This window comes from Pseudomonas multiresinivorans, from assembly GCF_012971725.1.
Taxonomy (GTDB): Bacteria; Pseudomonadota; Gammaproteobacteria; order Pseudomonadales; family Pseudomonadaceae; genus Pseudomonas; species Pseudomonas multiresinivorans.
Window position 1 is genome coordinate 616,474 of sequence record NZ_CP048833.1, and the last position, 12,629, is coordinate 629,102.

Annotated in this window: 12 protein-coding genes; 10 read left to right on the forward strand and 2 right to left on the reverse strand. The window is 63.2% G+C overall.

Annotated elements, in window-relative coordinates:
• Nucleotides 1–12: 12 nt before the first annotated feature.
• The 8 genes from G4G71_RS02885 (at nucleotide 13) to G4G71_RS02920 (ending at nucleotide 7,888) form a co-directional block, all read left to right on the forward strand.
• On the forward strand, nucleotides 13–549 hold the full coding sequence (locus G4G71_RS02885; RefSeq protein WP_045213782.1) for a F0F1 ATP synthase subunit delta: 537 nt from the start codon (nucleotides 13–15) through the stop codon (nucleotides 547–549).
• Nucleotides 550–567: 18 nt separating this feature from the next.
• Nucleotides 568–2,112, forward strand: coding sequence for a F0F1 ATP synthase subunit alpha (gene atpA / locus G4G71_RS02890; protein WP_017518840.1), 1,545 nt, complete (start codon nucleotides 568–570; stop codon nucleotides 2,110–2,112).
• A gap of 52 nt (nucleotides 2,113–2,164) precedes the next feature.
• Entirely contained in the window at nucleotides 2,165–3,025 is an 861-nt protein-coding gene (gene atpG / locus G4G71_RS02895; RefSeq protein WP_017518839.1) for a F0F1 ATP synthase subunit gamma, read from the forward strand.
• A 30-nt stretch (nucleotides 3,026–3,055) separates the two neighbouring features.
• Entirely contained in the window at nucleotides 3,056–4,432 is a 1,377-nt protein-coding gene (gene atpD, locus G4G71_RS02900) for a F0F1 ATP synthase subunit beta (protein ID WP_045213787.1), read from the forward strand.
• Nucleotides 4,433–4,472: 40 nt separating this feature from the next.
• Entirely contained in the window at nucleotides 4,473–4,898 is a 426-nt protein-coding gene (locus G4G71_RS02905) for a F0F1 ATP synthase subunit epsilon (protein WP_017518837.1), read from the forward strand.
• A gap of 111 nt (nucleotides 4,899–5,009) precedes the next feature.
• Nucleotides 5,010–6,377: a bifunctional UDP-N-acetylglucosamine diphosphorylase/glucosamine-1-phosphate N-acetyltransferase GlmU gene (gene glmU, locus G4G71_RS02910; protein WP_169935333.1), complete on the forward strand. Its 1,368-nt coding sequence runs from the start codon at nucleotides 5,010–5,012 to the stop codon at nucleotides 6,375–6,377.
• Nucleotides 6,378–6,495: 118 nt separating this feature from the next.
• Nucleotides 6,496–7,083 (forward strand): MarC family protein, encoded by a 588-nt coding sequence (locus tag G4G71_RS02915; protein WP_017518835.1) that lies wholly within the window; start codon nucleotides 6,496–6,498, stop codon nucleotides 7,081–7,083.
• A 22-nt stretch (nucleotides 7,084–7,105) separates the two neighbouring features.
• Complete coding sequence (locus tag G4G71_RS02920; protein ID WP_169935334.1) at nucleotides 7,106–7,888, forward strand: N-acetylmuramoyl-L-alanine amidase; 783 nt, start codon at nucleotides 7,106–7,108, stop codon at nucleotides 7,886–7,888.
• Here the strand turns inward: G4G71_RS02920 and G4G71_RS02925 are convergent.
• Together G4G71_RS02925 and algB are read right to left on the reverse strand one after the other, a co-directional pair.
• Entirely contained in the window at nucleotides 7,885–9,672 is a 1,788-nt protein-coding gene (locus tag G4G71_RS02925) for an ATP-binding protein (protein WP_240964932.1), read from the reverse strand. The two genes, G4G71_RS02920 and G4G71_RS02925, sit on opposite strands and share 4 nt — an antisense overlap.
• Before the next feature lie 2 nt (nucleotides 9,673–9,674).
• Entirely contained in the window at nucleotides 9,675–11,021 is a 1,347-nt protein-coding gene (gene algB / locus G4G71_RS02930; protein WP_169935336.1) for a sigma-54-dependent response regulator transcription factor AlgB, read from the reverse strand.
• Between the two features lie 227 nt (nucleotides 11,022–11,248).
• Between algB and G4G71_RS02935 the strand changes: the two genes are divergently transcribed.
• Both G4G71_RS02935 and G4G71_RS02940 read left to right on the forward strand, forming a co-directional pair.
• Entirely contained in the window at nucleotides 11,249–12,103 is an 855-nt protein-coding gene (locus G4G71_RS02935; protein WP_169935337.1) for a BON domain-containing protein, read from the forward strand.
• 32 nt (nucleotides 12,104–12,135) lie between these two features.
• Nucleotides 12,136–12,570, forward strand: coding sequence for a ferritin-like domain-containing protein (locus G4G71_RS02940; protein WP_054907597.1), 435 nt, complete (start codon nucleotides 12,136–12,138; stop codon nucleotides 12,568–12,570).
• Nucleotides 12,571–12,629: the final 59 nt, after the last annotated feature.

Sequence of the window (12,629 nt, forward strand, 5' to 3'; positions counted from 1 at the left end):
GCAGAGGGCGATATGGCAGAACTGACCACATTGGCTCGTCCATACGCGAAGGCGGCTTTCGAGTACGCCCAGGCTCATCAGCAATTGGCCGATTGGTCCGCTGCTCTGGGTGTGCTGGCTGCAGTGTCGCGGGACGACACCGTGCGCCAGCTGCTCAAAGAGCCCCAGCTGACCGCAGCAGCCAAGGCTGACGCGCTGATCGACGTGTGTGGCGACAAGCTCAATGCTCCGGCCCAGAACTTCGTCCGGACTGTGGCTGAAAACAAGCGGCTCGACCTTCTGCCGACCATCTTCGTGATGTTCGAGCAACTCAAGGCCGAGCAGGAAAAATTGGTCGAGGTCGAGGTCACCAGTGCCTTCGCCCTGGACCAGCAACAGCAGGACAAACTCGCCAAGGCTCTCAGCGCCCGGCTCAGTCGCGAAGTGCGACTTCATGCGTCGGAAGACGCGAGCCTGATCGGCGGCGTGGTAATTCGCGCCGGTGACTTGGTAATCGATGGCTCGGTGCGCGGCAAAATCGCGAAACTGGCCGAAGCGTTGAAATCTTGAGTTTGAAGGGGCAGCGGCATGCAGCAACTCAATCCTTCCGAAATTAGTGAAATCATCAAGGGGCGCATCGAGAAACTCGACGTCGCCTCGCAAGCGCGCAACGAAGGCACCATCGTCAGTGTTTCCGATGGCATCGTGCGCATCTTCGGTCTGGCCGACGTCATGTACGGCGAGATGATCGAATTCCCGGGCGGCGTCTACGGTATGGCGCTGAACCTGGAGCAAGACTCCGTCGGTGCTGTGGTACTGGGTGAATACCAGGACCTCAAAGAAGGCATGAACGCCAAGTGCACCGGCCGCATCCTGGAAGTACCGGTTGGTCCGGAACTGCTGGGTCGCGTTGTCGACGCCCTGGGTAACCCGATCGATGGCAAAGGCCCGATCGATGCCAAACTGACCGACGCTGTCGAGAAAGTGGCACCGGGCGTGATCTGGCGTAAGTCGGTAGACCAGCCGGTTCAGACCGGTTACAAGTCGGTCGACGCCATGATCCCGGTTGGCCGTGGCCAGCGCGAGCTGATCATCGGTGACCGTCAGATCGGTAAAACCGCTCTGGCCATCGACGCCATCATCAACCAGAAGAACAGCGGCATCCGCTGCGTCTACGTTGCCATCGGTCAGAAGCAATCGACCATCGCCAACGTCGTGCGCAAGCTGGAAGAAAACGGCGCCCTGGCCAACACCATCGTGGTGGTTGCCAGCGCTTCGGAATCCGCTGCTCTGCAATACCTGGCTCCGTACTCCGGCTGCACCATGGGCGAGTACTTCCGTGACCGCGGCGAAGACGCTCTGATCGTTTATGACGATCTGTCCAAGCAAGCTGTTGCCTACCGCCAGATCTCCCTGCTGCTGCGCCGTCCGCCGGGCCGCGAAGCTTACCCGGGCGACGTGTTCTATCTCCACAGCCGTCTGCTGGAGCGCGCTTCCCGCGTTTCCGAAGAGTACGTAGAGAAGTTCACCAACGGCGAAGTGAAAGGCAAGACCGGTTCCCTGACCGCCCTGCCGATCATCGAGACCCAGGCCGGCGACGTTTCCGCGTTCGTTCCGACCAACGTGATCTCGATCACCGACGGCCAGATCTTCCTGGAATCCGCCATGTTCAACTCGGGTATCCGTCCGGCCGTCAACGCCGGTATCTCGGTATCCCGTGTAGGTGGCGCGGCCCAGACCAAGATCATCAAGAAGCTGTCCGGTGGCATTCGTACCGCCCTGGCCCAGTACCGTGAACTGGCGGCCTTCGCCCAGTTCGCCTCGGACCTGGACGACGCGACCCGCAAGCAGCTGGAACATGGTCAGCGCGTTACCGAGCTGATGAAGCAGAAGCAGTACGCGCCGATGTCCATCGCCGAGATGTCGCTGTCCCTGTATGCCGCCGAGCGTGGCTTCCTGCAGGACGTCGAGATCGCCAAGGTGGGCGCCTTCGAACAAGCGCTGATCGCCTACTTCCAACGTGAGAACGCCGCTCTGCTGGCGAAGATCAACGAGAAGGGTGACTTCAACGACGAAATCGACGCAGGCATCAAGGCTGGCATCGAGAAGTTCAAGGCCACCCAAACCTGGTAAGCCGCAGCGGGGGTCGGTGACGGCCCCCGCCTGCTAAACCGATAGGTGTGAAATGGCAGGCGCAAAAGAGATTCGCAGCAAGATTGCGAGCATCAAAAGCACGCAAAAAATCACCAATGCCATGGAAAAGGTGGCGGTGAGCAAGATGCGCAAGGCACAAATGCGCATGGCGGCCGGCCGTCCCTACGCGGAGCGCATTCGCCAGGTGATCGGCCATCTGGCCAACGCCAACCCGGAATACCGTCACCCGTTCATGGTCGAGCGTGAAGTAAAACGCGTCGGCTACATCGTGGTGAGCTCCGACCGTGGCCTGGCTGGCGGCCTGAACATCAACCTGTTCAAGGCGCTCGTCAAGGACATGAGCGGGCAGCGCGATCGTGGCGCAGAGATTGACCTCTGCGTGATCGGCTCCAAGGGTGCATCCTTCTTCAAGAGCTATGGCGGCAACGTGGTTGCAGCTATCAGCCACCTGGGCGAAGAGCCGTCGATCAACGATCTGATCGGCAGCGTCAAGGTCATGCTGGATGCCTACCTGGAAGGTCGTATCGATCGCCTGTACGTGGTTTCCAACAAGTTCGTCAACACCATGACCCAGAAGCCGACCGTGGAACAGCTGATTCCGCTGGTGGCCGAGGACAATGCCGAGCTGAAGCACCACTGGGACTACCTCTACGAACCCGACGCCAAGGCCCTCCTCGACGGCCTGCTGGTGCGCTACGTGGAATCCCAGGTGTACCAGGCCGTGGTTGAGAACAACGCCTGTGAGCAGGCGGCCCGGATGATTGCAATGAAGAACGCTACCGACAACGCCGGTGATCTGATCAGTGGTCTGCAACTGATCTACAACAAGGCACGTCAGGCGGCGATCACCCAGGAAATCTCGGAAATCGTCGGCGGCGCTGCCGCGGTGTAAGAACAGGTTCAAAATTCAGAGGAACCAGACATGAGTAGCGGACGTATCGTTCAAATCATCGGCGCCGTGATCGACGTGGAATTCCCGCGCGATGCCGTGCCGAGCATCTACGAGGCCCTGAAGGTTCAGGGCGTCGAAACCACCCTGGAAGTTCAGCAGCAGCTGGGCGACGGCGTGGTTCGTTCCATTGCGATGGGTTCCACCGAAGGCCTCAAGCGTGGCCTGAACGTGGAAAGCACCGGCGCAGCCATCTCCGTCCCGGTCGGCACCAAGACCCTGGGCCGTATCATGGACGTGCTGGGCAACCCGATCGACGAAGCTGGTCCGATTGGCGAAGAAGAGCGCTGGGGTATTCACCGCGACGCTCCGTCCTACGCTGACCAGGCTGGCGGCAACGACCTGCTGGAAACCGGCATCAAGGTAATCGACCTGGTCTGCCCGTTCGCCAAGGGCGGTAAAGTCGGTCTGTTCGGTGGCGCCGGTGTCGGCAAGACCGTAAACATGATGGAACTGATCCGTAACATCGCCATGGAGCACAGCGGTTACTCTGTGTTCGCTGGTGTGGGCGAGCGTACTCGTGAGGGTAACGACTTCTACCACGAGATGAAGGATTCCGGCGTACTGGACAAGGTAGCCCTGGTTTACGGCCAGATGAACGAGCCGCCGGGCAACCGTCTGCGCGTTGCACTGACCGGCCTGACCATGGCCGAGAAGTTCCGTGACGAAGGCCGTGACGTACTGCTGTTCATCGACAACATCTACCGTTACACCCTCGCCGGTACCGAAGTATCCGCACTGCTGGGCCGTATGCCTTCCGCAGTAGGTTACCAGCCGACCCTGGCCGAAGAGATGGGCGTTCTGCAAGAGCGCATCACCTCCACCAAGAAAGGCTCGATCACCTCGATCCAGGCCGTCTACGTTCCCGCGGACGACCTGACCGACCCGAGCCCGGCGACCACCTTCGCCCACTTGGACGCCACCGTCGTACTGTCCCGTGACATCGCCTCGCTGGGTATCTACCCGGCAGTTGATCCGCTGGACTCGACTTCCCGTCAGCTGGACCCGCTGGTCATCGGCCAGGATCACTACGACACCGCTCGTGGCGTGCAGTACGTTCTGCAGCGCTACAAGGAGCTGAAGGACATCATCGCGATCCTGGGCATGGACGAACTGTCCGAGTCCGACAAGCTGCTGGTGGCCCGTGCTCGTAAGATCCAGCGCTTCCTGTCCCAGCCGTTCTTCGTGGCTGAAGTATTCACCGGCTCGCCGGGCAAATACGTCTCCCTGAAGGACACCATCGCTGGCTTCAAAGGCATCCTCAACGGCGACTACGATCACCTGCCCGAGCAGGCGTTCTACATGGTCGGCGGCATCGAAGAAGCCATCGAGAAAGCGAAGAAGCTGTAATCCGTGCGCCCGGCAACGGGCGCTTACGTGAGGCAAGGGTATGGCTATTACTGTCCACTGCGACATCGTCAGCGCCGAAGCGGAGATCTTCTCCGGTCTGGTTGAGCTGGTCGTAGCGCACGGCTCCCTGGGCGATCTGGGTATCGCTCCGGGCCACGCGCCGCTGATCACCGAGCTCAAGCCGGGTCCGATCCGCCTGGTGAAGCAGGGTGGCGAGCAGGAGGTGTACTACATCTCCGGCGGCTTCCTCGAAGTACAGCCGAACATGGTCAAGGTTCTCGCCGACACCGTGATTCGCGCAGGCGACCTCGACGAAGCGGCTGCCCAGACCGCACTGAAGGAAGCTGAGAAGGCTCTGCAAGGTAAAGGTGCAGAGTTCGACTACAGCTCCGCCGCAGCCCGCCTGGCCGAAGCCGCAGCGCAACTGCGCACGGTCCAGCAGGTTCGCAAGAAGTACGGCGGCTAAGCCGCGAAGTCCTCCGGGACTTCAGCGTCAAATGGGAAAAGGGTAGCCTTGGCTACCCTTTTTCTTTTTCCACTCGCGGGTAATCCCGCTCACCAGGACGGTCTCCCACCCATGTCTCTCGAAATCGTCATTCTTGCTGCCGGCCAGGGCACCCGCATGCGCTCGGCCCTGCCGAAAGTCCTGCATCCGGTCGCTGGCAAACCGATGCTTGCCCACGTGATCGATACCGCTCGTGGCCTCGGCCCGTCGCGCATCCATGTGGTGATTGGCCATGGAGCCGACCTGGTGCGTGAGCGCCTGCAGGCGGATGACCTGAATTTCGTGATCCAGGAACAACAACTGGGCACCGGCCACGCTGTGGCGCAGGCAGCCCCGTTCCTGAGTGCAGACAATGTGCTGATCCTCTACGGCGATGTGCCGCTGATCGAGCAACCGACCCTGGAACGCCTGATGGCCCAGGCCACGCCGGCACAGCTGGCGCTGCTGACGGTCGAGCTGGACGACCCCACTGGCTACGGCCGCATCATCCGTGGCGCCGATGGCGAGGTTCAGGCCATCGTCGAGCAGAAGGACGCCACTCCCGAGCAGCGCACCATTCGCGAAGGCAATACCGGCATCCTTGCTGCGCCCCGTGAGCGCCTGCTGGGCTGGCTGTCGCGGCTGTCCAACTCCAACGCCCAGGGTGAGTACTACCTTACCGACGTCATCGCCATGGCGGTGGGTGACGGCCTGCGTGTGGCTACCGCCCAGCCGCAGGTGGCGATGGAAACCCAGGGCGCCAATGACCGTCTGCAGCTTTCCGAGCTGGAGCGCTTCTTCCAGCAGCGCGTGGCGCGCCGCCTGATGGCCCAGGGCGTGACCCTGATCGATCCGGCGCGTTTCGACGTTCGTGGCGAAGTCAGCGTCGGCCGCGACGTCAGCATCGACATCAACGTGATTCTCGAAGGCCAGGTGGAGATCGAGGATGACGTGCAGATCGGCCCGAACTGCTACATCAAGGACAGCACCCTGCGTCGCGGTGCGATCATCAAGGCCAACTCGCACCTGGAAGGCGCCCATGTCGGCCCCGACAGCGATGTCGGCCCGTTCGCCCGCCTGCGTCCGGGCAGCGTGCTGGAGCGCAAGGTGCATGTGGGTAACTTCGTCGAGCTGAAGAATGCACACCTGCAGGACGGCGTGAAGGTCGGCCACCTGACCTACCTGGGGGACAGCGAAGTCGGTGCGCGCTCCAACATCGGCGCCGGCACCATCACCTGCAACTACGATGGCGCGAACAAGTGGCGCACTACCATCGGCGAGGACGTTTTCATCGGCTCCAACAATTCGCTGGTGGCGCCTGTGGATATCGGTACCGGGGCCACGACTGGCGCGGGTTCCACCATCACTGCCGAAGTTCCGGCCGGCACCCTGGGGGTCGGTCGCGCCAAGCAGCGGGTGATCGAAGGCTGGAAGCGCCCGGAAAAGATCAAGAAGTCCTGATTCACAACGCATCGTCCTGTGGGTAAGTCGTTATCCACAGGGCGATGGCGTCAATCGATTATCCACAGCCTGTTTCGCCTTCGCGCAGTGGCTGGTTATCCCTGGAGTTTCCCCGGCCATGCTTGGCGTCGCCATCCTGATCTTTCTGATCACCGACCCGTTCGGCAACATCGCGGTCTTCCTTGCCGCTCTCAAGTCGGTCCCCGCCGAACGCCGTCTGAAGGTGGCACTGCGCGAACTGCTGTTTGCCCTGGGTCTGCTGCTGTTGTTCCTGACCCTGGGCGAGCACATCCTCACCGGGCTCGGGCTTTCGAAGGAAGCTACCGGCATTGCTGGCGGCATCATCCTCTTCGTGGTCGCCATGCGCCTGATCTTCCCCACGCCCCAGGGCGTACTGGGCGACATGCCGGACAACGAGCCGCTGTTCGTGCCGCTGGCCACCCCGGCCGTGGCGGGGCCGTCGGCGCTGGCGATGCTGATCACCCTGCGCAGCACCTACACTGGTCCCTTGTGGGAGCTGTATCTGGCGGTGATCCTGGCCTGGGCCGCGACTGCCTTCATCCTGATGCAGGCAGCATTCCTCCAGCGCTTCCTCGGCCCGCGCGGGCTGATGGCGGTGGAGCGTCTGGCCGGCATGCTGCTGATCATGCTCAGCGTCAACATGCTCCTGCAGAACGTGCGCAGCTTCCTGCACATCGCCGCTTGATGCTGTCCCCTTGAGAACTGCCATGACCCTGCGTGTCCTGACCTTCGCGCTCCTCACCACACTGCTCGCCGGCTGCGCCGACAAGGGCCTGCAGATTGATCGCGAGCACGTGTCGAAGAACCAGGACAGCCGCATCCAGTACGTCATCGTCCACTACACCTCGGCCGACCTGCCGCGTTCGCTGGCGCTGCTGACCCACGGCGAGGTGAGTGCGCACTACCTGATCGGCGACAACCCGGCGACCATCTACCAGCTGGTGGACGAGAACCGCCGCGCCTGGCACGCCGGCGCCAGCGAATGGCAGGGCCGGACCTGGCTGAATTCCACGTCCATCGGCATCGAACTGGTGAACCCCGGCTACCGCGACACCCCCAGTGGCAAGATCTGGTATCCCTATCCGGATGCGCAGATCGACGCGCTGATCGCCTTGCTCAAGGACATCACCAAGCGCCAGGGCATCACCCCGGAACACATCCTCGGGCACAGCGACATCGCCCCGCAGCGCAAGGTCGACCCGGGCCCGCTGTTCCCCTGGAAGAAGCTGGCCGACGCCGGGCTGATTCCCTGGCCGAAACCGGGCGAGCTGTCGCGCAGGCTGGCCGAGCTGAATGGGCAGCTGCCGGCGCCGGTCTGGTTCCAGCAGCAGCTGGCGCGCCACGGTTACGCGGTGCCGCTCGATGGCGTGATGGATGAGGAAACCCGCAACGTGATCGCCGCGTTCCAGATGCGCTTCCGCCCGGCGCGCTTCGACGGCGAGCCGGACCTGGAAACCGCCGCGCTGCTGCTGGCCGTACCGACTTCTTAAACCGGCAACAGCAGGTAGAAGCGCGAGCCCTTGCCCTGTTGCGAGCGCAGGGCAATGCGTCCGCCATGCAATTGCACGATTTCCCGGCACAGCGCCAGGCCGAGTCCGACGCCGCCTTTCTTGCGGCCCACCTGCACGAAGGGTTCGAAGATACGCCCCTGCTGGCTGAGCGGGATGCCGTCGCCGCTGTCTTCCACGGCAATCGCCACGCGCTCGTCCTGGCAACGCGCCTGCAGGCGGATAGTGCCGCCCTCAGGGGTGTGGCGCAGGGCATTGCCGATGAGGTTGTCCAGCACCCGTTCGATCTGCGTGCGGTCGATGTTGATGGGCGGCAGGCCCTCCGCGATCTCCAGGTCCAGTTCGATGCGCTTCTCCGCTGCGAGCCCGGTGAAGCGGTGGTTCGCCTGACGAAGCAGGTCGGCAACGTCGCACGGCTGCAGTTCCAGCTTCTGGGTACCGCTCTGGTAGCGAGAGAAATTCAGCAGATCGTTGATCAGCCGTACCAGACGGTGCATTTCCTCGTCGACGGTGCGGACCAGGTCTCGCTCGCGGGATTCCGCGGGGAATTTCAGGCGCTCGGCGAGCAGGCCGAAGGCCATGTGCATGCCGGTCATGGGGGTGCGCAGCTCGTGTGAAGCGCGTAGCACGAAGTCGTTGCGCACGCGCTCGAAGGCGCGCTGCTCGGTGACATCGCGCACCACCATCACCGCGCCGATGTTGCGGCCGTCGTCATGGCTGACCGGCGAAATGCCCCAGGTCAGCAGCCGGCTTTCGCCGCTCACTTCCACCACCAGGTCCTGTGGGGTCTCCTCCAGCAGGTTGCCACTCAGCACGCGCTGTACTGCCTGGGTCAGCGCCGGGTTGTTCAGCATCTTGCCGAGGTCCTGGCCCTGGGGGTCGCCATGGGAGAACAACTGGCGCGTGGCGACCGGGTTGGCGTGCTCGATGCGGCCATGCCGATCGAGGATCACCAGGCCGTCATCGATGCTGTCCAGCACTGCCAGCAGGCGCTTGCGCCCTGAGCCCAGGGCTTCGGTGTTGCTCGCCCGATAGAGGCGCAGCGCTTCGGCCATCAGGCCGAAGCGGCGGCTCAGGGAAGACATCTCGGCGACGCCGGAAACCGGCAAGGTCACGTCGAAATCTCCCTGGCCTATCTTGTCCGCCGCCTTGGCCAGCGTCTCGATCGGGGCGCCGAAGCGCCGGGCGATGCTATGGGCGGTGATGAAGCCGACGACCAGGATGGCGATGCCGATCAGTCCGAGGAGGCCGCTGATCAGCAAGGTTCGGTCACGGGCCGAGCGTTCGTCGTTGCTGATGTTTTCCATCGCCACCTGGTGCAGCGCCAGCAAACGGTTGCGCAGGACGTCCAGGGTGCGGCTGAGGTCGCTGTCTTCGAGCAACTCCGGGCGGCCCGGCCCAGGCGTCTCGGTAGCCGCGACGAACAGCCGGTGGGCGTCGGCGATTTCCACCATCGCCTGGCGTTCGCCGCTGGTACGCACCATCGCGCGCCCGCGCTCTAGCGCCTGGGAGAAATGCGTGCGGGCCAGTTCCAGGTGTTCAGTGCTCGGCCGCGCACTGAGAACCTGCACCAGTTCGTCGCCCAGCGCCTGGCGCAGGTGCTGGCTGACCTCGATGGCTTCGAAGTTGCGCTGGATCAGCTGGGCCTGCTGACGGCCGGTCAGCACCACGCTGAACAGGCCCAGCAGCAGGCCCAGCAGGGCTACCGTGATGAGTGCGGAGATGCTGAGAAACAGCCTCGTGCGCAGCGTCATCGGGATAGGCAGGTTCACAGGCTGTACTGCTTGCGCTTGCGATAAAGGGTGGAAGCGTCGATCCCCAAAGTCTTGGCCGCCTGGTCGAGGGTGGCGCTGGAGGCCATCACGGCGGCGATGTGGGCTTTCTCCAGTTCCTCGAGGCTCATTGCCTCGCCGATGCGCGGTGCGGAGTTGGAAGTCTGTTCCCCGATGGCCAGCTGTTCCACGCCAATGAGATCAAGATTGCAGATGATGCTTGCCCGTTCGATCACGTTGCGCAGCTCCCGGACGTTCCCCGGCCAGTTGTAGCGGCGCAGCAGCGCGCGGGCCTCGTCGGTAAAGCCGCGGGCGGGGCGGCCGTAGTCCTTCACGAAGCGCGCCAGGAAGCGTTCGGCCAGGCCGATGATGTCCTCGGCGCGTTCGCGCAGTGGCGGCAGGTTCAGCACGATGACGTTCAGACGGTAGAGCAGGTCTTCGCGGAAAGCGCCCTGGGCGACCATACCGGCCAGATCCCGGTTGGTGGCTGCGAGGATGCGCACGTCGGCGTTGCGGGTCACCGGGTCACCGACGCGCTCGTATTCCTTGTCCTGGATGAATCGCAACAACTTTGGCTGCAAAGTTAGGGGAAAATCGCCGATCTCATCGAGAAAAAGTGTTCCTCCGTCAGCTTGGCTGATACGCCCGAGGGTGTTTTCGGTGGCGCCGGTGAAGGCGCCGCGGCTGTGGCCGAAAAGCTCGCTTTCCATCAGTTCGGCGGTCAGGGAAGGGCAGTTGATCGTCACACAGGATTTCTTCGCGCGTTTGCTCCAGTTGTGGATCGCCCGCGCCAATTCGCCCTTGCCCGAGCCGGACTCGCCGAGGATGAGGATGTTGGCGTCGGTGGCGGCGACCTGGCGGGCGGTTTCCAGCACGGCTGCCATGGCCGGGCTGTGGGATTCCAGCACGTCGCCCTGTTTGCGCATCTCGCCTTCGAGCGCTTCGATGCGCGCGGTCAGCTGGCGCACCTCCAGTTGCTTGGCGGCGGCCAGGCGCAGCTGGTCGGGGCTGCAGGGTTTCACCAGATAGTCGGCGGCGCCGGCCTGCATGGCGTCCACGGCGGTGTCCACTGCCGAATGCGCGGTGACTATCACCACCCGCATCCAGGGCGCCTGCACCCGCATCTGCGCCAGAACGTCCAGGCCGTTGTCATCGCCCAGACGCAGGTCGAGGAAGCAGAGATCGAATACCTGACGTTGCAGCAGGTTCTCGGCCTGCTGTGCGCTGCTGGCGGTCGCCACGCTATAGCCTTCGTCCTCCAGGCAATAGCGGAACGAGCGCAGGATGGCGGACTCGTCATCGACCAGAAGGATGCGGCCCTGCTGTTCAGGCGTTGCGTCCATTCAGCGTTTTCCTCGTGTGAATCGTTGTTGTTAAGTGTGGGATTTTGCTTAGTCCAAGGATTTTCGTGCAAGTTGCAAGAATCTTTCGCTCCCCTCGGGCAGGGTGCACAGTCAGGGGGGCTGTATGAAATCCACAACACATTGAATTACAAGATTTTTATTCTAAAAAACGCACTGGCATGGGGCTTGCGAATCCAATAGCGAAACATCGTTGGACGGAGACCGCCATGCCTAACCCGAAGATCCTTGCCCTGGCCCTGGGTACCGCGCTGCTGGCCCTGCAGCCGCTCGCCAGCCACGCTGCCGAAGCCGGAATCACTGCCCAGTTGGCCGAAGCCCGCCAGGAGGGCTCGATCTGGACGGCCATCAATCTCAATCGCGAACTCAAGCCTTACGCCATCAAGGTGGACGTCGAGAACGGACGCGCACAACTGACCGGCGCTGTCGCCAGTGAGGAGCAGAAGGCACTGGCCGGGCAGATTGCCGGCAGTGTCGAAGGCATCAGCGCTGTGGATAACCATCTGGCCGTCGATGCCTCCCTGGCGGATGCGCAGAAAGGCGATGCCGCCAAGGACGATGGCGTCGTCCAGCGCTGGGACGACGCGACCCTCGCTGCCAAGGTGAAATCCAGGCTGTTGCTGGAAAAACGCGCCGATGGCCTGGATATCAAGGTCACCAGTCGCTCCGGCGCCATCACCCTGGAGGGCACGGCCGCCAGCGAGGAGACCAGCCAGCAGGCTGCCCACCTCGCCGCGCAGACCGAAGGCGTCACCTCTGTGGATAACCGCCTCAAGGTCGACCCGGATGCCGCTTCGACGCAGAAGCTGGAGAAATCCGTTGGCGATGCCCAGGCCGCCGTCAGCGATGCCTGGATAACCAGCCAGATCAAGGCCGGCATCCTTTCTGCCCACGCGCTGGATGGCCTGTCCATCGGTGTGTCCACCCGCGATGGCGTGGTGACCCTCAGTGGCCAGGTACCCAGCGCCGACGAGCGCCAGCAATTGATCGATTCCGCGCGCAAGACCCGCGGTGTGCGTGAGGTGGACGCCACCGCGCTGAAGGTGGCCGGCCAGGCCGCCTGACGCTTCCACCCTTCCCTGCAGGAGTAACTCCCATGTCCCGCATGACCAGTCAGCTCAACGAACTTATCGAGATCACCCGCGACGGCCAGCGCTTCTACCAGCACGCCATCCAGGAAGTGAAGGATGCTCGTCTGCAGAGGCTGTTCCAGTCCATGGCGCAGGCCAAGACCGACGTCATTAATGCCCTCGCCGGCAAGGTTGCCGCCAACCATGAGGACCCCGCCACCGGCGGCACCCTGCTGGGCAAGCTGCGCCAGGTCTACGCCGACACGCGCGCCACGCTGGCGAGCGACGAAGGCGCCACCTACGTCGCCCAGCTGGAGGAAACCGAGGATCGCATCCTCCATGCCTTCGAGGACGCCATGGAGAAAGGCACGCCGGAAACCCAGGCGTTGCTGCGTGCCGAGCTGCCCAAGGTGCGGGCCTGCCATGACCAGATGAGCCAGCTCAAGCATTCGCTGAAGTGACGTGGTTCACAGGGCGCAGGGACGCGCCCTGGACGCGGGGTTGCAAAACGCACGACCAA